General features: G+C 37.6%; 23 protein-coding genes. 4 read left to right on the forward strand and 19 right to left on the reverse strand.

Annotation, left to right across the window (positions count from 1 at the left end; all coding sequences use genetic code 11):
* Positions 1–75 precede the first annotated feature (75 nt).
* Both ACFOOI_RS18360 and ACFOOI_RS18365 read right to left on the reverse strand, forming a co-directional pair.
* Positions 76–366 (reverse strand): chaperone modulator CbpM, encoded by a 291-nt coding sequence (locus ACFOOI_RS18360; RefSeq protein WP_379839517.1) that lies wholly within the window; start codon positions 364–366, stop codon positions 76–78.
* The gene (locus ACFOOI_RS18365; RefSeq protein ID WP_379839518.1) at positions 363–1,250 is read right to left on the reverse strand and encodes a DnaJ C-terminal domain-containing protein; all 888 of its coding nucleotides are present in this window, start codon (positions 1,248–1,250) and stop codon (positions 363–365) included. The genes ACFOOI_RS18360 and ACFOOI_RS18365 overlap by 4 nt, the downstream gene beginning before the upstream one ends.
* 342 nt (positions 1,251–1,592) lie before the next feature.
* On the opposite strand from ACFOOI_RS18365, the gene ACFOOI_RS18370 reads away from it, so the two are divergent.
* Positions 1,593–3,044 carry a hypothetical protein gene (locus ACFOOI_RS18370; RefSeq protein WP_379839519.1) on the forward strand — a complete coding sequence of 484 codons (1,452 nt, stop codon included), beginning with the start codon at positions 1,593–1,595 and terminating at the stop codon, positions 3,042–3,044.
* A 35-nt stretch (positions 3,045–3,079) separates the two neighbouring features.
* Here the strand turns inward: ACFOOI_RS18370 and ACFOOI_RS18375 are convergent, their stop codons facing one another.
* Complete coding sequence (locus tag ACFOOI_RS18375; protein ID WP_379839520.1) at positions 3,080–3,574, reverse strand: hypothetical protein; 495 nt, start codon at positions 3,572–3,574, stop codon at positions 3,080–3,082.
* Between the two features lie 617 nt (positions 3,575–4,191).
* On the opposite strand from ACFOOI_RS18375, the gene ACFOOI_RS18380 reads away from it, so the two are divergent.
* Entirely contained in the window at positions 4,192–7,434 is a 3,243-nt protein-coding gene (locus ACFOOI_RS18380; RefSeq protein WP_379839521.1) for a CotH kinase family protein, read from the forward strand.
* A 102-nt stretch (positions 7,435–7,536) separates the two neighbouring features.
* Here the strand turns inward: ACFOOI_RS18380 and ACFOOI_RS18385 are convergent, their stop codons facing one another.
* The 16 genes from ACFOOI_RS18385 to ACFOOI_RS18460 form a co-directional block, all read right to left on the reverse strand.
* Complete coding sequence (locus ACFOOI_RS18385; protein ID WP_379839522.1) at positions 7,537–7,815, reverse strand: GNAT family N-acetyltransferase; 279 nt, start codon at positions 7,813–7,815, stop codon at positions 7,537–7,539.
* A gap of 92 nt (positions 7,816–7,907) precedes the next feature.
* A complete protein-coding gene (locus ACFOOI_RS18390) occupies positions 7,908–8,351 on the reverse strand; it encodes a DMT family transporter (RefSeq protein WP_379839523.1) in 444 nt (147 codons plus the stop codon).
* 75 nt (positions 8,352–8,426) lie between these two features.
* On the reverse strand, positions 8,427–8,951 hold the full coding sequence (locus tag ACFOOI_RS18395) for a YceI family protein (protein ID WP_379839524.1): 525 nt from the start codon (positions 8,949–8,951) through the stop codon (positions 8,427–8,429).
* A 31-nt stretch (positions 8,952–8,982) separates the two neighbouring features.
* On the reverse strand, positions 8,983–9,852 hold the full coding sequence (locus ACFOOI_RS18400; protein ID WP_379839525.1) for a pirin family protein: 870 nt from the start codon (positions 9,850–9,852) through the stop codon (positions 8,983–8,985).
* Positions 9,853–9,942: 90 nt separating this feature from the next.
* The gene (locus ACFOOI_RS18405; protein ID WP_379839526.1) at positions 9,943–10,809 is read right to left on the reverse strand and encodes an AraC family transcriptional regulator; all 867 of its coding nucleotides are present in this window, start codon (positions 10,807–10,809) and stop codon (positions 9,943–9,945) included.
* 114 nt (positions 10,810–10,923) lie between these two features.
* Complete coding sequence (locus ACFOOI_RS18410; protein ID WP_379839527.1) at positions 10,924–11,334, reverse strand: GNAT family N-acetyltransferase; 411 nt, start codon at positions 11,332–11,334, stop codon at positions 10,924–10,926.
* A 38-nt stretch (positions 11,335–11,372) separates the two neighbouring features.
* Positions 11,373–12,344, reverse strand: coding sequence for a peptidoglycan DD-metalloendopeptidase family protein (locus tag ACFOOI_RS18415; protein ID WP_379839529.1), 972 nt, complete (start codon positions 12,342–12,344; stop codon positions 11,373–11,375).
* A gap of 143 nt (positions 12,345–12,487) precedes the next feature.
* A complete protein-coding gene (locus tag ACFOOI_RS18420; protein WP_379839530.1) occupies positions 12,488–13,234 on the reverse strand; it encodes a patatin-like phospholipase family protein in 747 nt (248 codons plus the stop codon).
* Positions 13,235–13,387: 153 nt separating this feature from the next.
* Positions 13,388–14,302, reverse strand: a complete 915-nt coding sequence (locus ACFOOI_RS18425) for a heme-binding protein (RefSeq protein ID WP_379839531.1) — start codon at positions 14,300–14,302, stop codon at positions 13,388–13,390.
* Positions 14,303–14,323: 21 nt separating this feature from the next.
* Positions 14,324–16,312 (reverse strand): hypothetical protein, encoded by a 1,989-nt coding sequence (locus ACFOOI_RS18430; protein WP_379839532.1) that lies wholly within the window; start codon positions 16,310–16,312, stop codon positions 14,324–14,326.
* 78 nt (positions 16,313–16,390) lie between these two features.
* Positions 16,391–17,575 (reverse strand): FAD-dependent oxidoreductase, encoded by a 1,185-nt coding sequence (locus tag ACFOOI_RS18435; RefSeq protein ID WP_379839533.1) that lies wholly within the window; start codon positions 17,573–17,575, stop codon positions 16,391–16,393.
* A gap of 186 nt (positions 17,576–17,761) precedes the next feature.
* Positions 17,762–18,724, reverse strand: a complete 963-nt coding sequence (locus tag ACFOOI_RS18440; protein ID WP_379839534.1) for a hypothetical protein — start codon at positions 18,722–18,724, stop codon at positions 17,762–17,764.
* 123 nt (positions 18,725–18,847) lie between these two features.
* Positions 18,848–20,518 carry an asparagine synthase-related protein gene (locus ACFOOI_RS18445; protein ID WP_379839535.1) on the reverse strand — a complete coding sequence of 557 codons (1,671 nt, stop codon included), beginning with the start codon at positions 20,516–20,518 and terminating at the stop codon, positions 18,848–18,850.
* A gap of 118 nt (positions 20,519–20,636) precedes the next feature.
* Positions 20,637–20,765, reverse strand: coding sequence for a hypothetical protein (locus tag ACFOOI_RS18450; RefSeq protein ID WP_379839537.1), 129 nt, complete (start codon positions 20,763–20,765; stop codon positions 20,637–20,639).
* A 32-nt stretch (positions 20,766–20,797) separates the two neighbouring features.
* Positions 20,798–21,400, reverse strand: coding sequence for a phage tail protein (locus ACFOOI_RS18455; protein ID WP_379839538.1), 603 nt, complete (start codon positions 21,398–21,400; stop codon positions 20,798–20,800).
* Between the two features lie 26 nt (positions 21,401–21,426).
* A complete protein-coding gene (locus tag ACFOOI_RS18460; RefSeq protein ID WP_379839539.1) occupies positions 21,427–22,002 on the reverse strand; it encodes a leucine-rich repeat domain-containing protein in 576 nt (191 codons plus the stop codon).
* A 409-nt stretch (positions 22,003–22,411) separates the two neighbouring features.
* Here ACFOOI_RS18460 and ACFOOI_RS18465 point away from each other — a divergent pair, with 409 nt between their 5' ends.
* Together ACFOOI_RS18465 and ACFOOI_RS18470 are read left to right on the forward strand one after the other, a co-directional pair.
* Positions 22,412–23,092: an aspartyl/asparaginyl beta-hydroxylase domain-containing protein gene (locus ACFOOI_RS18465; RefSeq protein WP_379839540.1), complete on the forward strand. Its 681-nt coding sequence runs from the start codon at positions 22,412–22,414 to the stop codon at positions 23,090–23,092.
* A gap of 1 nt (position 23,093) precedes the next feature.
* Entirely contained in the window at positions 23,094–24,050 is a 957-nt protein-coding gene (locus tag ACFOOI_RS18470) for a sulfotransferase (protein WP_379839542.1), read from the forward strand.
* Positions 24,051–24,054: the final 4 nt, after the last annotated feature.

Consider the following 24,054-nt stretch of genomic DNA (forward strand, 5'->3'; position numbering starts at 1 on the left):
TAAAGTTTAGTTAGCTGATAATCAACTTATTGAATATTTGTAAAAGTAAATTTATCAAAACAAAACTGCAAGTTGTTACTCGTAAATGTTTAGCTTGTTTTTTGCAATGATAAGTTCACGCTGTAAGTCTTCTATTTTTTTTAATAAATTAAAAATAACGTCTATACCTTCTGGATTAACTTCGAGGTCTTGGTGTAAACGCAGCATTTTTTCTATTTCTGTCAGGTTTTCTTCTGGCACGAAGTGAGCTTCATTTACGGCCGTAATCTGGATTAGCCCAATGTTTTCGAGCGATTTGAAAAAAGACTGCTCTACTTCAAAATGGGTGCACAAGTGCTCGATTAATATTAAGTTTTGATTGCTCATCGTAGTTTTTTTAATTCTTCAAACAATGCTTTCTCTTTTTCGGTCAATTGGCTTGGGTTCTTTATTTTGTATGTAATTATTAGATCGCCAAACTGTCCTTCTTTTTTATAGACCGGAAATCCCTTTCCTTTTAATTTTACCTTGGTTTCGTTTTGAGTTTCGGGAGTTATGGTGAGTTTCACTTTTCCGTCAAATGTATCCACGGTGATATTGCCCCCTAAAATTGCCGTGTACAAATCCAAATCTACGGTAGCGTACAGGTTGTCGCCGTCGCGTTTAAATGCCGTGTCGTTTTCTATCGAAAACTGAATATACAAGTCGCCATTTGGCCCTCCATTTACACCCGGGCCGCCTTTACCCGCTATTTTTATTACTTGGCCGTTTTCTATGCCGGCAGGTATAGTGATTCTTATTTTACTATTATTTACCGTCAAAACCTGCTTTTGAGTTGTAAATGCATCGCGGAGGCTCATTTTAAGCTCTGCATTGAAGTCTTGGCCTTTAAACTTGGCACTTTGGCGAGAGGATCTACCACCACCGCCAAACATCGATTCAAAATAGTCAGAAAAGTCGTCTTGCCCAAAGCCTCCTTGCCCCGAATAACTCTGTTGGCTACCGCGGCTACGGTTTTGTTGTTGGGCTTTTTCAAACTCTTCGCCGTGTTTCCAGTCCTTGCCGTATTTGTCGTATTTTTTTCGGTTTTCGGGGTTGCTCAAAACCTCATTTGCCTCATTTATTTGCTTAAATTTATCCTCTGCCGCTTTGTTGTTTGGGTTTACGTCTGGGTGAAATTTCCGAGCCAATTTTCTATATGCTTTTTTGATTTGGTCTGGCGTAGCGGTTTTATCTAGTTCTAATATTTTATAATAATCTACAAATGCCATGTTGCTCAAAATTAATGTAAATGCGAATGTGAAATTGGTAAAATTAAAAATACGCTGAATATTACCAAAGGTATTGAAATTCAGTTTTGTACAATATGATTTAGCTTAGTTTTCAATTTATTTTTTCTCATAAAAAAAGCTTGTTGAATTGTCACACAAGGTAGTGGTTTAATTGCCTTTAGTTAAAAATGCCTGTTTTCTTTTTCAGGTATTTTTACCTAGAAGATTACCCAAAATTATATTGAGATTTGAAAAGCGTTAAGTTCTTTGGTAACAAAAGAATAAGTCCTATGGCTCAAAAAACAAGAATTCTCTTGGAAAATGCCATTAAATCATAAAAACATGAAAACTATTAAATTTGTATTTTTGTCGGCGATATGCCTGCCTCTTTGCTTCGGTTGCTCCACTTCCTCTGAAAATTCAGATGAAGACGTAAATGGGGCTAAATATGTTTCCGTAAAAAGCACCACGTGTGAGGCTCCTTCAGATTGGTTTAATTTGGTAAACGGAACTCGAAAGACGCTTGCTCCAAACGAGGGGAGTAGCAGTGTTTTTGCCGATAACGCGACGGTGTCAAACTGCGATTTCCATGCGTGGTCGTGGCAGAAATTCCTGTTTCTGACTTCATATACTAACGGTAAGCCTTTTTTTTTAGATAGCTTAATGCAAGTTAGTGCCATAGGTACGCAGTTGTCTCAAAATCAGGGTATTCAGCTGACGGATGTAGGGCAGGCAAGCAGTGCTACTGATATTCTGAAAACAAACCCTGATTTTGGTAAAACTCAAAAATCGGATACGGTTTATTATTCCATTCACATGAACGATCTGATGTATAATACGATTCAGAAATTTGCCCCCATTGCAAAAATGAACCCGGCTTTGGTACAAAACCAGACGTTTCCGGTGGGAGCTTTGGAATTGAAAATCTCTTGGGTTAATGTGCGTTCGTTGGCAGATTCGAGCACCTATTTTATTACGGATGGGCTTATAAACGGCAAAAAAGCACGAATTGCACTTTTGGGTATGCACGTAGTGGGTGTTGTCGAAAATCATCCAGAGTTTGTTTGGGCTACTTTTGAGCATGAAAAACTAGCTCCTGATTATAATTGGAGTGTCGCCACTCCTTCAAAAGACGCACCTGTTAGTAGTACAAATAACTTTCTACTTTTCAACAAATACGCGAACGCCACAGTTAAAAATATCACTACTGGAAATGGCATTTACACTAACGTGTTTTCGGTATATAAATTCGGTGTTCCGGTAGAAAAAGCGATAAAAGGAACCGCAGATGTGCAGCTTTATATGGAAACCAGTCAGCCCGGAGCCGAAAATTTTAATAATATAAGAACTATAAACCAAAGTGTAAAAACTCAGCTTTCGGGCATTTGGGATAATTACTTTTACAACGGGTCGGTTTGGATAAATACGGCAGGTTTTCCTACAAATGCTTCCCAGGCCAGTTTGCTCGATTCGCTCGGTGGTAACCTTTCAAGTTCGAAGAAAGGAGACCTAACGAGAGGGTCAGTTTCGGCGTATAATATTACGATGGAAACTTATGTGCAGGTGGGATTTGCTCCAACTTCTATCCACGAAAACTCGGTAGGTAACTTAGTAAACTGCTTAACCTGTCACAACGCTTCCGGAAATAAAAGTAACCTTTCTCCGCTGTATATAAGTCATATTTTTACGGGATACTTAAAAACACTGCAAGGTGCTACGCCTAAGCAAGTTAAGCAGCAGCATGTAGATGAAATAAAGGCATTTTTCTTAAAAAGAGCCAAAACGCTAAAGTAAATTTTTTATAACCCGAGCTTCGAGAGAGGCCCGGGTTATTTTTTGAAATAATAATACTTAAAGTCTTGAAAACTCAAACGGAATCTCTTTGCCTTCGCCTGAACCGAAGCATTTAGTTTGTCTTTGGTTTTCCAATATTTAATCAGTTTTGGAAAATCGTGTTTGGGGTTTTCTACGTTAAATGTGGAGTCACTGTATGTCGTCATTTCAAACTTTACCATATCTTCATTTCCTGGCGTAACGATAGACATTGTCCAGGTCGAATCGCTTAAACTTAAGTCCATTTTTTCTTGCCAAGTGGTATCTTTTCCACTCATCACAAAGCCATGACCCGCGTATTGGGTTTCGCTTATTTTAGCCCAAAACTCAAAGGTTTCAGTTTTTGTATCTTCGTTTATTTGCTTCCAATTTCCGATTAGCCAATCAAAATTTTCTCTTTTATTCGGATAGTTTTCAGCTGACTCTGTAGTTTTTTGATTGCATGCGTTTAGTGCAAATAGTAGCATTGCTGGGAATAAAAACTTTTTCATTTGAGGCGATTTTTTTTAGTAAATCTACTCACTTTTGGTTTAAAATTCCATTCACAAACTCACTTCATTTGTAGTTTGGTCTACTTTTCTTGAGCATATAATTTTAAAAGTCTGTAATTCCTACTGCTATATTTTGTTAAACTTCATTTTCATTTTTTTCAAAAGTCTTGCGTAACCAAGTAAAATTTGAGGAGCAAGCATAGACTTGTGCAAAAGAAAAATTAGAGATGAAAATCACCAATAACAAAGTGTTTTTTAGTGATTTCAAAGCGTAAGATTTTAAGTTGAATTAAGATTATGCAAGAGTAAAAAAAAGCAAACTCTTTAGTAATTGAAATAAAGAATCAACTGATTTTATATTCGAAAGTGTGAGTTTTTGGACTAATGTTTTTTTATAAATAATTATTTTTTTTGGCTCTTTTTTTATGGAATGTTAAGTTCTAGTTAAATGCTTGTAAATCAGAAGTTTAAATATTATTTTTTGATTTTTTTTCAAAGCTTTAATATCTGTTTTTTTGACTTACCGAAAGATAAAATTAGGTTGATTTATATCAATTTAGCAATTTTTAAAAAATAGCTTTGTACCACATACAGTTCTAAAATAAATTATAAAATCCATGATTACTATTAAAGAATTCACCAAATCCGCAGTCGTTGTTCAGACTGTTTTTTTAGTCTTTTGTGGCTATTTGGCTTTGGCTCAAAATGTAATAATTAACGAAGCGATGTCTCAAAATTCGGATAGTTTTGAAGATCCTATTTTTGAAAAAACATTCGACTGGATTGAGCTTAGAAATACTACAAATACAGACATCAACTTGTTTGGATATTACCTTACGGATGATAAAACTAACCTCCAAAAATTTCAGTTTTTGAATCCAAGCGAAATAGTAGGAGCACAGGGGTATCGGATTTTTTGGGCGAGCGGAACTCCGCTTTTAGGAAGTGATCATTTAAATTTTAAACTTTCAGACAATGGAGAGTCTATTTATCTAGTGGGGCAAGATGGGCTAACGATAATCGATAGCCTCATAATGCCAAAACTCTCACATGACATATCGTACGGTAAAGAAGTTACTAACCCCGCAGTTTTACGGTACTATTTCCCGGCATCACCTGGTATTGAAAACAAGACCGAGAATGCATTTTTAGGAATACTTGAAGATCCAACTTTTAGCCATGAAAGCGGATTTTATTCCAATGCATTTTCTTTGACTTTTCTTGATACCATGCCGGGCGATAGTATTGTGTATACCGTAGATAGCTCAGACCCAGAAATTGGGAACATTACTCCTAAAAACTGGTCCTATATTTCGAGTTATCCTTATGGCTCTGGGGTTACTAGTTATACCCAAAATACTAAAACGGCCCAAAGTTACTTATATCAAAATGGCATTTCGGTTTCAGCTGCTAGTCCAAGTTTGCGGTATTCTGATATTCCAACAGATTGGTCTGCAAATCCTCAATATTTGTATTCGGGCCAATATTGGGATGCCTGCAAAGTGGTGACCGCCAAAAGAATAAAGCACGGATATATTTCGTCAAAAACTGTTTCTAAGAGCTACTTTAATACTTTAAATAAGGTAAATCCAAGTTTCCCGATTGTGTCTTTGCGTGTAAATCCTAAAGATTTATTTGAAAAAAACGGAGGAATCTATATACCCGGGATGGTGCCTGTGTCATATAAAATTTCGAACAACCAAAGTGAGCCCATTTATAAGAAATTCAATAGTTTCAATTTTAAAGACAAAAACCTATACGGAACCTTTACATATATAGAAAATGGCGAGAATATCATTGATAATCAAGTTAGGGTAAACATTAGGGGGAAATATTCTTCTCAGTTTCCACTTAAAGGATTTAATCTAAAAATGCGAGATTCAAATGAGGATGATTTTGATTTAGAAAAATTTGGCTGGAGTGGAACTGATAAAAGCAATAAAATTATGCTTCGAAATGGAGGGAATGACTATTTAGCCAGCCATTTTAAAGATGCTCTCACGCATGAAGTGTCTAAAAATATGAATTTGGAGCTTATGCGATATAGGCCGGCTAATCAGTTTTTGAATGGAGAATATTGGGGCGTAATAAATATCCGAGATAGGATTAAATCAGACTATCTAGCCAATAAGTATGGCATTGAAAAAAACTTTATTGAAATCAATGAATTCAATGTGGAAGGAGACGACCTTTCGCCTGACTTTGAAAGTTTTTTGGATTTTGTAAAAAACAACAACATGGGGGTTTCTTCTAATTTTGAGTATTTTAAGAAAAAAGTTAACATTAACAGCCTGATCGACCACAGTATTTCTTACGCTTTTTTTGGAAACTGGGATGCGTTTTTTAACAATAATAAATTTTGGCGAAGTGTAGACAGTACATCCACTTCCATAGATTCTAGCTACCTAAAATACAACTATGTTTTATACGATATGGATTTGAGTTTGGACCGCACCAATACCTTTGATATACTGAATTCACCTAATAATACCGACTACTTTTATGGTTATTTGATAACAAACACGGCATTCAAACATATGTTTATCAATAGGTTTGCTGATCTTTTAAATACCAATTACAAGCAGTCTAATTTAACGAATGCTATTGACTCCTTAAAAAACAACATAGATGGTCAAATGGCTAGTCATTGGGAAAGGTGGCGGAAACCGTGGGATTATTCGGAGTGGACTTCGGTGGTAGGTGATGCCAAAACAAAGTTGCTTTTGAGGCCTAATAAAGTCCTACAAGATATTTTAACGGAGTTTTCGCTTGGAGGTACTTTTAATTTAAACTTAAATGTAGCAATCACTGATGGTTATGTGCGGGTAAATACAGTAGATATTAAAAATGGAACCAAGGGTGTTCCTGCTGATTATTCAACTTGGACAGGCAAATATTTTGACAATATACCTTTTCAAATAAAGGCCATTCCACATAACGGCTATAAGTTTTCACATTGGATAAAAAATGGAGTCACTATAACTGACTCCGTATTAACCATAAACTCTAGCGTAGACCTAACGTATTCGGCTTATTTTACTCAAATAGTGCTTTCAGAAAACCCAATTCCCGCAGCTTTTAATCTGAGTGCTTGCAGCTACGAACTAAGGAGATGGGACGCCGACAATGCCGCCGAAACATATCCGAATAATATGCGATTTGTATATTTTCAAAACCAAGACACCCCATATACCACCACTACTTTTGATTTTCAAGCCTTTACTTCAGGTGCGTATAACCATACCTCCAGAACCCGTATAGTGGGTGATAATCATAAAGGCTTTAGTTTTATAAATACATCGGGTTCTAACTCAAATCCGGGATACCCTATTGGCAAAATGGGAGGAGCAGTTTTAGCATTAAATACTCAAAATTTAGATTCGGTAACGGTCTCATTTATAGCCAGAACAGTGGGCTCAAATAGTAGAAGATACGGTCTGAGTTTACAATATAGAATCGGCGATGTGTTAGATTTCCAGGAGTTTGATACTCCGATAAACTACGTGGGAGCAGAAGTAGCCGATGATTCGGTCGCTTTTGAAAATATATATCTGCCAGAAATTTTGCTAAATAAGCCTTATGTGCAGCTTCTTTGGAGATACTATTATATTTCGGGTGAAACCGGAAGTAGGGATCAGCTTGGCGTAGATGATATAGTGGTGAAGGGTATTGTGAAAGATGCTGCAGTGGTCAATAACAGCGTGGTAAGCATCAATCGCCCTGCTAAAATTTATAGTACGGGTCAGATAGGAAACAATTCCAATGTGGTGTTTGAATCTCAAAATTCCATCACCTTGTTACCTGGTTTTAGTGTAGAGCCGGGTTCGGTTTTTAAAGCAGAAACCCAAACATGTTTGTAATGGTTTTATAGAGAGATTTTAAAAGAAATTTTGGTATGTCTTAATTTGGTGATTTTACAAATAGGGGATGTGATTTATTCGTCTCCTATTTTTTTAAAAAAATCACAAAACATCTTTAAAATCATCGTTTAAGTGCATGACTTTGTTTGCAAATGGGCAAAGTGGTACTATTTTGATGTTTTTATTTCTTGCCATTTCTACTGCTTTCATCACCAACTGTTTTCCAGCTCCCTTGCCTTTTAGAGCCTCCGATACCTCGGTGTGTTCTATTATTATGCGGTCGGTTCCGGCCCAATGATAAAATAGGCGGCCTAGTTTTTTGCCCTTTTCTTCTATATAAAATTCTCCTCTCTCGTCGGTTTCTTTATGTTTAATTTCCATGATTATTAGTTTTTAAATTTAAGGGGGTTTAGGTGCTGATTTGCAGCAATTTAAGGTCGTGATAGATTTTCTAACACATAATTCGGGTTAAATCAAAAGTTACGAATAATGACTACGCCAGCTACCACTAAAACTATGCCGAGCACTTTCATAAAACTTATGGGATTTTGCTGAGAAACTAATATATTAAAGTGCTCAAGAAGCACCGAAACTATCATTTGCCCAGCCACTACTAAACCAAAAGTTAGTCCAGGGCCCAGTTTTGGGAAAGCTAAAATAATGACCGTTACATAAAATGCCCCTAACAAACCTCCGAGCCAAATATAAGCGGGTGCCTCCTTGATTCCTGATAGCGAAACCGTTTGGCGAGTTAAAACAATATATCCGATTAACCCAACTGCTCCTACCACAAACGAAAACATAGAAGCATGTACGGGGCTCGCTACGGCTTTGCCTAACTTGGTGTTTAAGCCGGCTTGTATTGGTAAAAAGGCTCCTGATAAAAGGGCCATAATGACCCAAATGAATTTGTTCATGGTTTTAAAGTTTTCATGTATAAAAAAATAAAGAAAGGCCACTCAAGTGTAACCTTTCTTTAGCAAATATAAACCTTAAGCCTGTTTGATAAACTGTGCTTCTACCTGAATTTTCACTTTGTCAGAAACTACTATGCTTCCGGCCTCGGTTACGGCGTTCCAAGTCAGGTTGAAGTCTTTACGCGAAATCTCCCCTTTTATTTCAAAACCAGCCTTTGTTTGGCCGTAAGGGTCTACCGCTATGCCGTTTAGGTCTACGTCTAGTGTTACTTCTTTGGTTACGTCTCTTATAGTTAAGTCGCCTACCAATGTTTCGCCATCAAATGATTTTGAAACGAATGTCATCTCTGGATAGGCCTCTGCATTAAAGAAGTCGTCTGATTTTAAGTGCCCATCTCTGTCTGCATTTTTGGTGTTTATAGAGTCTATTTTAGCAGAGAAATTGATTGATGCATCCACGAAATTTTCATTGTCAGTTTCTAGGTTTGCGTCAAATTCTTGAAAATGACCCGTAACTGTAGAGATCATCATGTGTTTTACTTTGAATGTAATTTCTGAGTGCGTTGGGTCAATCGCCCATTTTGTTTTTAAAGCTTCCATTGTATTAATTTTGATTTAATTATTGTTTGTATTAAAGACTCATTGGAACTTCCATGAGTAATATTTTCGATCCTTCGTTGACTGAAACCGAAACACTGTCTAGGTCCCATACTCCGTATCCGTCTCTTTTTTCTAATTTTTGGCCATTTACGGTTGCTTCTCCTTCTAACACAAAGAAGTAAACGCCGTTTTCTTTGCTATGTAGCTTATATTCCTGGATGGTTTCTTTCGTAAATTCGCCTAAACTAAACCATGCATCTTGGTGTATCCAAACTCCTTGGTCGTCGGCATTGGGTGATAATATTTGGTAGAATTCGTTATCTTTTCTTAAGTCAGCTATCGATATTTGGTCGTAACGAGGGGCCACTTGCTTTTTGTTAGGGAATACCCATATTTGTAGAAATTCTACTTCTTCGCCTTCGTTTTTATTGTATTCGCTATGGAAAATCCCTGTACCAGCACTCAATACCTGCACATCGCCTTTTCTGATTACTGCCACATTGCCAAGACTATCTTTGTGCTCCAAATCGCCCTGAAGCGGAATCGATATTATCTCCATGTTATCGTGTGGGTGGCGTCCAAACCCCATGCCCCCAGACACTTTGTCGTCGTTTAGTACTCTTAAAACCCCAAAGTGCATACGCTCAGGATTGTGATAATTTGCAAAGCTAAATGTGTGGTGCGAGTCTAACCATCCGTGGTTGGCGTGTCCTCTTGTGTTGTTTTTGTGAAATACAGTGTTCATGATCTTATCCGTTTTATTTGGTAAATGATTAAAACCTACTTGTTGCATTAGGGCGTCGAGCGTGGGGCTTTCTGTTGAAGCCGAAAGGGCAGCTGGGGCTGTTAAACCTAATAAGCTTGCTCCGAGCGACTGTTTGATAAACTTTTTGCGATCCATTTTCTTTGCCTTTTGTATGATACAAAGGTCTACACAAATCAGAAGCTAGAAAATATAATAAAACGGTACGGACATATGAAAATCCGATATTTAGCCTTGAGGGCGAAATTTTGAGGGGGAAGTGCCTACGCAATTCTTAAAAAAAGCAGAAAAATTTGCGGGTTCAGAGAAACCCAATGTGTACCCGATTTCTTTGGTAGAAAGCTCACTGAAGTATAGGTAGCGTTTGGCGGCTACTATTATTCGGCTTTGAATATGCTCTTTGGCGGTTTTGCCTGTTTGCATTTTTACCACGCGGTTTAGGTGGTCGGGGCTTATGTTAAGTGCATCTGCATATTCGGTGGTGGTGTGCCAGGTTTGATGGTGCTCGTCTATTAGGGTTTTAAACTGACCTAATATTGAACTTTGCCCTGCAAGTGACTGCTCCGTGGCCTTGGGCAAAGAACAAATATTATTACACTGAATCAATATTAGTTTTAACAATGAACCAATGGCCTCATATTTAAAAGCAATATCGGATTGGTTAAGCTCAAAAATCTCTTTTGCATATCCATTTACCTTGGAAAGTTCGGCTTCGTTGAGCATTAGCGGCGGGCTTTCGCCGAAGTCGTTAAAAAGGTTAAGGTCTGCAATAAACCGAACGGGGATATTATTTTTAACCAAAAACTGATGCGAAAACACCATAGAAAAACCAACCGAAGCTTGCTCTTCTATAACTTGATGCACCTGCCCGGGCGAAATAAAAAAAATCTGATTGTTGGCCAATGCATATTCACTAAAATCTATAAAATGCTTTCCTTTGGCAGTTTGAACTATTAAAACCGTAAAATAATCGTGGCGGTGTGGTTCGTCTGGCTTGCCTTTATGTTTCAAATAGATTTCCTCCATTTTGGATATACCAAAACTCAGGCTGCTATCGGCTTTGTTAACTACCTCATACGTTTTTACGGCGTCCATATTTTTGAAGAAAGTTTGGCTATTTGTTATTCAAAGAAATTTAAAACTTAGGTGAACAAGAAAGATATTTCTAAAAGATAATAATCCAATAAGCGGAAAATATGAAACGAAAACCTAAAGGGACATTTGCATTTTCACAAAGTCAATTCCTTTTTTTGTATAAGTTTCATCGGTAGTTTTAAATCCGAATTTTTCGTAGAAATACGCTTTTTCCGAGCGTGCATTGCACCAAAGCAATTGAACGCCTTTAGACTTTGTGAAGTCAATCATGTGATGGAGCAACTGACTGCCATAGCCATGCCCTTGTTCGGTAGTTTCGGTTGCAAATTTCCTAAACTGGGCTTCTTTTTCATTCAAAAAAACAGATACGATGCTGATTAAGACCTCGTTTTTCCAAAGGCCAAAGTGTACGCCATTGGCATCTTCGGGCAGTATAGCAAAAGAAATCGGTTGGTCGGGCCACATTACACGGTGCCGCAAGTCGTGGGTTTGTTCGGCGGTTATTTCGCTTATTTTTGTTTCCATTTCTTAAATGATTGCTTTCGAGCGGCAATTAATCTGTTTTATTTTTTAGAATTGCTTATTTTATCTTTTTTTATCGGGGAATAGTCGGTTTTTGTTTCTCCGTTTACACTTAAATTTTCAAAATAACACTTTACGCCCGTGGCGATATTCATGTCTTCCACATTTTGAATATGAAAATGCAAATGCGGCTCCGAAGAATTTCCTGAGTTACCACATAAGCCCAACAGCTCTCCACGTTTTACTTTTTGTCCTTCTTTTACTACTATACTATTTTGCTTAAAATGTGCATAAAACAGATATTCGTTATTGGCGGTTTTGAGTATCACGGTGTTGCCCGGCACGTATATCGGGTTTAGTGTACCAGGCGTGTTATCTTTTATGCCATCTACCGCCAGTACCACTTCGGCATCGCACGGTGCCAATAGTTTTTTGCCAAAGGCATAATAGTCTTCGTTTTTGCTGCCTGTGTTTTTATGTGAGCTTCCGTTTAGGTCTGTTATTACAAAATCAAATGCATTTTTCTGGGCATCACTTTCTACGTGATAGTTGAGTTCTTTAGTGTCACCTCCCCAAGTTACGGTCCATTCTTCTTCAAATGGCAAGTCTAGTTTAGTGGTATTTCGGGTGGGTTTTGGTAGTTTGTTTTCTACAAGTGGTTTTACCAAGAAGCCGTTTATTTTCGAGCTGTTATCTACCGAAATATTAAGTGCCCAAGTGGCTCTTTCAAAAACAGTTTTATAGGAAGCGTAGCTTTGCTCATATTTAACAAAATCCCTCTGTATGATTTTTCCCGATTGAGTCATTAATCCGCCTAAAAATGCGGTTGTTTTATTGATTGGCAGAGCATTTTGCATTTCAGGCGAAAATGAATCAAAAATGGCTTGGTAGTTTTCTGAGTTAAAGTTTTCTTCAAATGCTTTAGCTGTAGCAGCGTAGTTTGCTTTTTCTTTTTGGGCAAAAACAGTGCAACATGATATAGAAAATAAAAAGAGTAGGAGGTAGTTTTTCATAAAAAATAAGCAGTTTTCTGTTTGATTAAGACCTTTTTGCTTAAAAATAACAGGATGAACAGATTTTAAATACTAATAATATTTAAACGGTTAAGGTGTATTTTTTTGAAAACGCTCAAAGCTAATAATAGTTATTCCAGAACTTAAAAAGTCTTCACCATAGATTTGGTGTATGTATAGCCAATTTTAAAAATCGCTTCCATTTTATTTATATCAAAAAGGCCAAATTTATGTAGATCTTCGGGTTCAATGTACATAAAACAGTCTTTTGCAGAGCGACTTACCATTTCTCTAAAACTAAGGTGAAGCGAGCGGTCCATGAGCTCAAATACGCCCGTGTCAAGTTTAAATAGTTTGAGCGGATTTACATAAATACTCACTACGTTTTGTTTTTGATCTGCAAAAGGCTCCACCGGCAAATTGTTTGAAAGGCCGCCGTCTACATACGGCACATCGTCAATAAAAGTAGGCGGAAACAGCACCGGGATAGAACTTGCGGCCATTACGGCATCTACGACATTACCTTGTGTAAAAATCTTTTGCCGGCCATCTACAAAGCTGGTGGCGGTAACATGAAGCGGTATCGGTAGCTTATCAAATTCGGTATAACGCAGGTTTTTCTCTAAAAACTCTCGGATGTCTTTGTGTGAAATAAGGCCGAGTTTAAAAGAATTCCATGAGAGCAAATGCAGGCTAAATCTCGAAACGAGCATTTCAATGATTTCGTCTGGGGTAAAACCATTCGCCAAAAACGCACCCGCTATGGCTCCAGCACTAGTTCCGGCTATTTCAGAAGGGACTATATTGTGCTCAGCCAAAGCCTTAACCGCTCCCAAATGTGCACAACCCCTAACGCCTCCTCCTGACAAAACAAACGGCTTCTTTTTCATCAAATTTAATAATTCAAAAACGACAATAATCTGTAAATTCTTTGCTCAAATATACAAGGTAATTAGCGGATGTGTAAAGATTTGTTTGAAGTGTTTATACAAATATTTTGACAAAAAAATAGCCCCGAAGGGCCATTTAAAAGTCTGTGGGCCTTAACTCATTTTTCGTAATGTATTTACGGTAACGTGCGGCCAAACCACCATTTGTTTGGCACCGGTAGGAGGGAATACCAAATTGATAGTCTGTGTGTATTGTAGCTGGAATATGTTAGCTTGCCCTGCCACAGGATTTGGAAGTTCTTCTATCCAAAAAGTGGCCTCCATGTCTGTGGTTTTAATGTTTTTTTGAATAAACGGAATGTTTAGCACCCCTCCATCTGTATTTTTTGTAGAAAAATCAAGTGTGGTCATTGCTGATAGTTTTTGGTCGCCGAGTGTTTTTTGTAAGAAAAGGTTAGGGTTAGTTTGTGGAAAATTCGCAAACTGAAGTGTGTTAAATTGCCCCTCGCCATACCCAAACGGTAAACTTCCCGTAACCGCCGAAGGCTCAGTGCTTGCTTCACCAAAAAAATCGTTAGTTGCTGGTATGGTATTGTTAGAAGTGCCAGGAGCTAAAACAGAGTTGCCATGCGGAATAGTAGAAAGCCTGACAACGTCAAACCCCGAATTAAAATTAGCGACGTTTAAGAAAATGCCGCGTTCGGCGTGTATCATGGCTCCACTCGGAAAACCTCGTTGTTTGCAAAAGTCGGTGTCGCATTCGCTAAAAATCTCTTGCTCATACAGCAAACCTACTAGATTCTGCGTTTCCTCTTGGCCTTCAATAAATGGCCCGCGGTTACTGGCCGCCACTACAGGCGTAAAAGTCAGTTTTTCGGTATACGGAATTACTTCATACACAAATTCCTGCTCTTTAGTGCCGGGTACAGATATTACGTTCCAGCCCATTCCCGAACTGCTGCTCCAGGCTCCTTGGAGGTTTTTTAATGCTCCGAGGTCTGCGGTACTCGCCTCTATTTCTGTTAAGATTCTAATTCCTACTCCAAATGGTAAATTGTCGTTATTCATGGTTATAAAGTTTAAAAATTTTTAGATTTTTGGACAGATAAACGGATAGTTCGTTTCGTCAATAATTGGCTTAATATGAAAGAAGTCATTGAGCACAGACTCGGCTGTACAATAAGCTCCCTCAACCCAGGCTTGATCATTTGAGTAGGTTTCGCCTACTATAAAAATGTCAGCGTCTTCTTCAAAGAGCAGTTGAGAGGGTTTTCGGATAGACTGCTGCACATCACCGATATCAAAATGAGCGGCATAGGCATGATAGCCCGCATTAAACGGCGGCAGCGACCAGTCCATATACGAAGTTTCGATAGGTTCGGGCACGGCGGTGTAGTCAGCACTAGGTCCAAAGTGAACCTGAGCCAGTTGTTTTCTGAGCATTTTTACCATGTCGGCAGGTGCTTTTCTTGGTCCTTCTAGCGGTTGAGTGTCGTCAGAAGTAGGAATTTCCTTGTTTCTGTCCGGACCAATTTCTAATTCTTTCCAAAAACTCGTAAACATCTCGTCGTCATAAGAAGCCAATAGGCCATAGACGGCTTTTTCGCTGTCTGCTGTCGCATTATTTCCAAAATACACCACTTGCCTGATCGGCATGTCGGTTACACTTGGGCCTATCGTATTTCTTTTTGCTTTCGTTAGAACTTCGTCTTCTTGTGCGTAAGTCAGCTTTGTTTTTAGGGTGTTTTCTATGGTCGCCAAAAAGTCTTTGGCATTGTCATAAGGCGTCTCTAAAAGGTTCTCGTTGTTTAATATTTCCTCTTTTTGGTTTTCAGAAAAATGAGTTAAAGAATCCGCTACTTTCTCTGTGATTTCGTAGCTCAAAAGCTGAGCAGGGTAGGGCGTAGCCGGGTTAACCCACCATTCGGTATCGAAAAACATTCCGACTTTGTACGAGGGCTGCATAATAGCCGATTCTAAGTAAAGTTGTACTTTTTGATCGTTTAATACATCAAGACCTTCTTCATCAGAAAAGCGGGTGGCCTGAGCTACCAAATCTATGGCAGCACGTGGCATGGCTAACCAAGCGGCATCACAGGTTTTGGAGGCACTTTTCTTATTTGGATTTTGGCGGGTCGCCAGTGTGAAGTGTATTTTGTCACCTTTTTTTAATATTGAATGTAGGCGTGTATTTGGTTGATAGTCAAGCAATACGCCTTTTTCGTGAGCGAGTTTTTCTATGGCATCAAATAGTGCATTAAACATACTCGAAAAGCCCGTAGTCAGTGTTTTGTATTCGTTTCCAGGCGTAAATTCATTGTTTGCCTGAAAAGCCACCGCCGAGTTCCAGTTGATAACGTTAGAAGAATATCCGTTGCCGTCTGCAGTATAGTTATAACCTTCAGCACCCAGTTGGTCAAACATAAGGTTCCAGTATCCGATGTCTTTTAGCAAGTCGCCTTTTTTATACACAGACGAATCAGGCAGGTCAACTTCTATTTTTCCTTTTTGGTAAAATTCACACCACTCGGCTCGGGTTTGAGGGCCGGTGGTAGCAGTCACAGCTAGGTTTTCTACAGTAGCAAAACCCGTGTCGGGAGAGTCGGTGGCTCCGTAATTATTGACATTGTATGGAGCTGGATTATCAGAGGTTATCTGATTGAGATACATGTTTTTTGCTCGTAAATAATACAAAGGATTGGTAGATTCATTAAACGGTACCGAGTTTATGTCGAGTCCAAGCTCTTTTATTACGGTAGTTACCAGTCTATGGCCCGGGCTTTCTGCGTCATTATTGCCGTCCCAATAAGCATACCGCATGCCGCCCAACTCCAAATACGAATTGTCTTTGTTGTTTTCAAAATGCCAAGTACACACCCTAGCACCCGGTGCCCGCGTGCCCGCGTGTTTGTCTGAGAAATTATATTTACCCCAGTCATAAAGCTCCAATCGGTCGCCTTTGGTGAGTTTTTTTTTAAGGCCTTCGGCTTTATGTTTTTCAGATAAATCGCCGCTCAAAAGTCTCCAAGCAGTGTATAGGCCAGAGGCACCTGCCCCAAAGATGGAATAAGTTTTCATGTTTTTATAAAGGTCAAATAGTGAAATAATATAAATTTCAAAAACAGGCAGTGTGGGCTAATTTATAGCAGCAAAAGCTTAAATAGCTCGGAAATATTTAGAGCCAAGTTGAAAATGCGAAATGTCGTATTTGGTTTTGCCATCAATACTTAAGTCGCTCAAGATTTTACCCATAAACGGTACAAATTTACCCGCCCAGCCGGTAGCATAAAGCACGATATTTTCGTGATTCGGGATATAACTTGGAGCAAAATCTATGATAAGTTCTTTGGTAGGGACATCGCTAAGTGCCACTAAACACGTGGAGGTAAAATGTGGCGTCGGGTCAAGGCCTGTCATGTGTTTTTTTACCCATTCGGCTGTGTATGCCAACTCTTTTGGGTTGGGCACCAAGGTCCGTTGGTTTGGATTCGTGAGTGGTTCCATCACAAAGTCGGGTGCTACACGAATGTATTCTGGATGGTTCCAATCTACACTCGGGAAGCCATAAAACTGATTGCCGCTTTCACCTACAGGATTTTGAAAAACAAACCAAGTAGGGTACTGCACCTCAGGGCTTTTCTTTTTAAAAAACGCCGAAGACATGTTCCAATACGTGGCACGAATGGTGAACCCGAGCATCTGAATAATGTTATCTACATACGGCCCAGGTACTATCACCAGCTTTTCAGACAAAAAAGTACCTTCTGGTGTAGTTATTTCAAAGCTGTTGCTGTGTTGTTTTATTCCTATTACCGGACATTCCTCTCTTAGGTCTACATACTCGCTTTGTTTGTTAATTTCATAGAGCGATTCTTGAGTGGCTTTGAGGTCTATACTGGCTCCGTCTGCCTGAAAAAGCCCCGTATATTCTTTCGGAAGATCCTTAAAATGGTATTCTTTTTCGATGTCTGAAGCTGTAAGTGTGGTATAAGGTACGTTTAGTTCTTTGAGGGCCTTTTCGGCTTGGCCAATGTTACCTTCAGTAGAGTGTACACTTGGGTCACCAAACCAAAGTGTGCCCACAGTGTCTAGCAGTTTCCGTTTGGTTTGACTTTGGAGTTCAGCCCAATATGGCTCAGACTCCAGTACCATTTGTACCATGTAGCTTTCGGGATATGGAATGCGGAATTGGCGAGAAACGCCTGCCGAGCTACCGAGTTGATTGATGAACCGAAACTGCTCTAAAACAAGCGTTTTGATTTTCCGTTTGCCGAGGTGATAACCGGTAGAGAGCCCCATGGACCCTCCCCCGATTACGATTACATCGTAAATTTTATTCATGGCTATAAAGTTTAATGTGTTAAGGTTGGCACTTAAGTGCTTGTAGTTTTCATTAAACAAATCTAGTCATACTGCAACTGTCTGGTAAGCCAATATATACCTGTTTTTAAAATCAGGTATTTTTACCCGTTAGTAGGTATTTTTTGGTGTATTTGATTAATTTTAAGTGTTTTCAAACTTTATGTGTTACACTAATTTTTTGCAGATTTCTGAAACTATTTGACCTGCAAAAGTTCCAAATGTTTCTTTGTTAATAGGCCTTTTGGCCATATAGGCTGGGATTGTGTTCGCAATTTCAGAAATCAATCTAAATTGGGTTTCTTCCATTTGCATACCTTTTACTAAATATTTGCGATAAGTGTTATTAATCAATTGTTGGGTTACTTCTATTTTTGAAAGTGTATTTATTTCTATATCTTCTTCTCCGATTTCTATAAAAACTATGCCCAATACTTCATGTTCTTTTTGCGAAAAGTCATTATGAAAAGAGAAGCCGTATTTGTTAAATTCTACATCTTGAAGGAGCCGTTGCTTTTGATTGTGGTCAAATAGGTTTTGGTTTTCAAAACTTTTTTGCCAAAGTCTTATCATTGGGTATGATGCTGTGGCAAATACTTTGTTGTCTTTTTTGTGTAAAATAGCCGTGTCATCAGTAAAAACGGGATAACCTTTTTCTTGGAGATTAATAGCTGTGGTAGATTTTCCTGTACCTGATTTTGCCGCTATCAGAAGAACCTTATTTTTGTTCAAAAATACGCCAGAAACATGAAATGGGATAACTCCTCGCTGATAAAGTGCTGCGGCTAATCCATTTGAATAGAAATATAAAAGCACATCATCCAATCGTGAGTTAAAGGTTTCCAAAATTACCAATGACCCATTACTTACATAAATTTTTATCTTTTCTGGCACTTGAAATAAAAATTCTGTCTTGCTAAAGCATATGTTTTTATTTAAAGAAGGTGCTTCATTTTTAATATTTTCAGGTACTTTCCCTATTTTGATGTAAATAGCATTTTGGTCTGAGTCTGTTGTTTTTTTAGAAAGTGCAGGTAGTAGTATTTCTGATTGTATAAGAATTCCAAAAGCTGAGTATTCATATATTTTAGTTTGAGCCATTGAGTTTCGTGTATTTATTTGATTTAACATGAAGTTAGGTGCTACAATTTTTTGGGTTTGTATGTTATTAATAGCCCTTAAAGGTCTCATTGGAAGGAAAACCGAATAAAACGCAAAACTCAGAGCAGGTTATTTTCGAATAAGTTTTCATAATCATTCGTATTTTAATATAAAAAAACCAGCCATTATAGATTTTAGTAAGCTATTAACTTCGCCAACATTCGCTTTTTTAGGGTCAGATATTTTTAATAGATTCCAATAATTTTGAAGTTTTTTGACGTCAAACAAATAGTTAAAAGTATGGTTTTTGGTAATTTTCATTAAAGCATCATCTACCTCATGAGGTTTGTTTAAAAGCCTAGCAGTAATGTCGGAAGACTGAAGCCCAAACTTTAATTCTGTGCGAATTTTCTCTGGAAGGCGGCCTTTCATCATGGTTCGGGCTATATTTCGGGTGCACCCTTTTGTTCCAAAAAATGCCTCATTGGGCAATGAAAAACAATATTCGATTACATCTTCAGACCCAGTTGGGTCGGCCATAGAATATCCAAAATGCTTGGCAAATACCCCTCCAGGGGGCATTCTGCTTACTCTCGCCAAGTCTATTAATGTTGACATTTTGGCTTTTGAGGAAACTTTACTTCGCGTAGAGTGATCTGATTTGTAAGCTTCATCTAAGTCAAGTTCACAGATGATATTTTTGTTTAAAAAATGAGGATAATTGTCTAAAATAACCTGCTCTTTTATGTTTAAAAAGCTTTTTAATTGGTGACTTATTGGGCCATAAATTTTGTCTTTTATTCTTCTCAGTGGCATGTTAGAATAAAAGGGATGATTCCAAGGAAGTAGTGATCGAATTCCATCAAATGAAATAGTTCCGTTTCCGTTTTCACCACTTAGCAGCAAATCGTGGCCGTTGATTGCGGCTTGGAGGTGTAAATCATACAACCAAAAAGCATTACTTGCTCCATGGATAATTTCAGCACTGATTTCTAAATATTTTTCTAAGCCTTTTATTGGTGAAATCTGCTCAGATTTAAGCCAATTGGCTTTAATGTTACTGTATTTTTGGAGTACTGTTTTAGCATGCTCAGTTTCATCACCAAATCGATGTGATTTAGTGCTATATTCATTCCCGAATAACGGAATGTGTGTGTATGTCTCTAAGTTTTTATTTGCTTTTTGGAGCAGATTTGCTGCTACACAAACTACCGAACTAGAGTCTAATCCACCACTTAACATAGAGGCGGGTTTTACTGATTTGTCGAGTGCTTTTTTTACCGAGTTTTCGAAAATTAGATATAGTTCCTCTGCATATTCATTGGTGTTTGAATACTTCTTTGTAATCGTATTTTCTGGAAACCAATATCTTTTGATTTCTAACTTTTTTTCTTGTATTATTAATTCATAGCCAGCTGGTAAGCTATGTATTTCGTTGAAGTGCGTTTGTGTTACTTCATCGGTTTTGTAGAAAATCATTAAAGCTGCTATTCTTTTTAAGTTCAGCGTAGTTTTTTTGATTTTTAAAAGTGATTGTATGTCTTCAGAAATATAAAGTGTTTGGTCAGTTATTAAATAAAAAATAGACGTGTAGCCATGTTTATCTCTTATAAGTTTAACTGTTTTTTTTTCTTTATCCCAAACACAAAACCACCACGTTCCTTTGTAGTTATAGCCTGATTTTAAGCCTTTTGCTTGATATTCTCCTTTGACTTTTATATCAAAATTTTCAGTGTTAATATTTTTAGCTAAAACCAGGAGTTTTTCTGAGTTTCTGGATAAAATATTAAGTGATTGAGAAACAAAATTGACGCATTGTATCAAGGTTGAAAATATTAAAAATGTATGAGAGCTTTAAAGTTGAGACTTATACTTATAAATGAATGTTAAGTGATTTAGGGAGCAACGAAATTATTGTTACTCCCTAAAAAAGATGATAAATTTAGCTTATACCACCTGCTCTTCCATCATTTAACGCATTTGTGCTCCCATCAATATGCAGCATTTCTATTTTGGGTTCTACCCATGTTTTCTTTGGTGCTATTATCGTTTCTTCTTTTTCTTCCTTCATTTTTCAAATTGTTTAGTTATTTTAATATTTGATTAATTTCTACTTGGGAAAATTCCGAATAAACAAATGCAAAAGTTTACTACTAAATAAGGCTGAAGATTGTTAAAAGGCACGTTCCCACCTGTATTTCCCACATTGATAGTTAATCCACTTGCATCAATCACGTTATCGTCAAAATAGTTGTTTTCTGTAAATTTTGGGGATTCGTCCATTATTTTTGGTCTTTGCCCATCACTTAAGGCAGCGGCTCCTTGACCAATTGCTCTGCCAATTGTAGCAAAACTATCAGCGGGGTCATCTCCTATTCTGAATTTTATGATACCACCGTGAGTTGCAGTATGTGCGTGTGAAGGTAGGTTTGGCGTTACAAGTGTAACAGTCTCTGTACCACCTAATTCACCAAGCGTGCGGGTACTTAAGCCTGCTCCATGTCCTGCATGCATAGGTACTCTGCTTTGTAGATTTGGCAGACCAAAAGTAGTACGGCCATCACCGCCGTAGGTTGTGCCAAGAATTGAAAACAAGGCAGTATTTGAAGCAATTGCCAATAATTGACCATTACAAAAAGCCCATCCACGTGGGGCAAAATTTCCTCCAAACATATCGATTGAAGCTATAACCGGATCTCCAGACATATTATTTTTATTTAAGGTTTGAAAAATTATTTACAAAATATATTAAGGTCTTCGAGTTGTCTAATTTGCTTTGGGCCAATGTTTGTATTTGGCATGGCATGCACTACTTTAAGTTTAGTTTGCTTTTCGCTTAAACCATTAAATGCATCAATTTTATTGTCGGAACAGTATAAGTCACTAAGATTCAATAGGTTTTCAAGTGGTTTTAGGTCACTGATGGAGTTAATGTGGCAATACAGCTCTTCTAAGTTTGCGAGGTTTTCTATGCCTGCTAAACTTTCTATTTCGTTGTTATTAACATATAGTTTTTGCAATTTTTTATGATACTCTAATTCTCTTAATCCTTTGATTTTGTGAAAAGTGAATATCAATATTTCGAGATGCTTTAAATCGCTTAAACCTGATAAGTCAGAAAGCTCTTCTGTAAAATTTGCATAAGGGCCCTGAGGTCCAACTATTCTAAGAACTTTCAGATTTAGGATGTCTTCTATCTCTGTTTCCGTAGGTTCTTCGGTCTCTTTTTTATTTAGTACAACGGTAGAAAATGCCCTTTGCCACTGTTGACTAAGGCTGTTCCACCAATTTAGGTTTTTCGTTTTCATGGCTATTTCGTTTTCTATGCTTTTTCTAGAAGACAAACTCTCATACTAATTTGCCTACTAAAAAGCGATAGGTTGCTTTTTTGGTATTGTTGTATTTCCTATTAAAAACTATTAGGAAGGTTATCCGTAAAGGCTTTATCTAGAAAATCAGTTTAGTTGATATGGAAAATGGTATTATTAGATATCATGTTATTTGTGTTACAAAGTTGGCTTATTCTGTGCTCTCAGTTACGGGTAAAATTGCCTATTGTTTAAAACAGGTATTTTTACCCATAGCCTTTTGTTTTTTTACCGATTCCTTTGTAATCCTTAGCAGAAGGTGCTTTTTGATTATCCTATGTGCTTTTTTCGATGCATGAAAATTATAAGAAATAACTCTTTTTGAGAATAAAAACTCAACACCTATTACATGGAAACATATAAATTCACTTCGGTTTTTGATGTTCAAAAATTAAGGCACGACTTGGGTATTTGTCAGGGAAATTCATGGAGAAGCCATTTTAATGCCTCTGACTATTCAGGCACTTGGTCAAGTTTTTCCTTAAGGTCTATTTCTGGATTAGAAAACGACATTTTGGCCACTGCCAATGCTCCATATAAAGACACGCCCACCCTCGAAAAATGTACTTATTTTAAAGAAATAGTAGATTCTTTTAAATGTGAAAAAGAAGCCATTAGACTGCTGTCGCTTGCTCCCAATAGTTACATAAAAGAACACACAGACCCAGACGGCGGCTATCAAGATGGTTTTTTTAGGATTCATATACCGATCATGACCAACCCAAAAGTTGAATTTAAGCTAAACGGCAAGTTGCTGCCCATGCAAGCAGGGGAATGTTGGTATGCCAATTTTAGTTTGCCCCACTTTGTGTCTAATTTTGGTGAGGAAGAAAGGGTACATTTGGTAATAGACTGCATTAGGAATGAATGGTCAGACGCACTTTTTGGAGACATTGGGTATGATTTTGATAAAGAAAAAGCAGTAGTCAAAGATCCAAAAATCACACGATTGATTATACAAGAATTAACCAACCAAAACTCTGAAGCTGCCCAAAAATTAATAGCAGAGTTAATGTTAGAACTCACCTAAAGTGGAGCAACAGGGCATTAAAAACTGGATACCATTTAAGTTGGATTTTAGAGAAAATTCAATTCTGTGTAAATGGGTGCACTTGGCTGATAAACAATTTATTGAGCCTTTTTTTCAAGACACGGTTTCGATATGTTCTGTTTTTGAAGAAAATAAAAAAATATATAAATCTGCGTCTACGCTTGAGGGGTTAATTACTTTGGCTGAATCGCTTCCTGAAGTAAAACCAACTGCATTTGTTTTTCATGTTTCAAGGTGTGGCTCAACTTTACTGAGTCAGCTTTTGGCCTTGGATAGTCAAAATGTAGTGATTTCAGAAGCTCCAATTTTGGATGATGTGTTGAGAGAATTACGATTTAGCAATGAAAACTTTACGGATAGGTGTTTAGATGAAGTATTTAAAGCAGTAGTTAAGTTTTTAGGCCAAAAAAGAACAGAAATCCAAAATCACTTTATTGTTAAATTAGACAGTTGGCATATATTTTATGTAGATATTTTAAGAAAACTCTACCCCGATGTGCCCTTCGTTTTTTCTTACAGACAACCCGATGAGGTTATCAACTCGCACCTCAAAGAGCGAGGTATGCACATGGTGGCAGGTTTAATTCAGCCTGAATTGTTTGGCTTTGAATTTCAAAAATCAATAGAACTTTCGCCTGCTGAGTTTATTACCAAGGTTTTGGAGCGGTATTTTGAGGAAATTCATGCATTTGTAAAAAAAGACAGTAACTGCGTTTTGCTTGATTACGGCGATGGCGTTTGGCAGAATTTCGAGAAAATGTGTGGCTATCTAAAATTGGAGTTACCAAAGGAAGTTAAACTTAAAGCCCAAGAGCGATTAAAATATCACAGTAAAAGGCCTTCGCTAACCTTTGATGAAGATAAAGTTGTGCGAGAATTGGATAATTCTCAACAAAAATTGATGGAGCTTTTTGATAGGTTAAATGATTGTAAATAAATCC

Source organism: Lacihabitans lacunae, from assembly GCF_042649125.1.
Lineage (GTDB): Bacteria > Bacteroidota > Bacteroidia > Cytophagales > Spirosomataceae > Leadbetterella > Leadbetterella lacunae.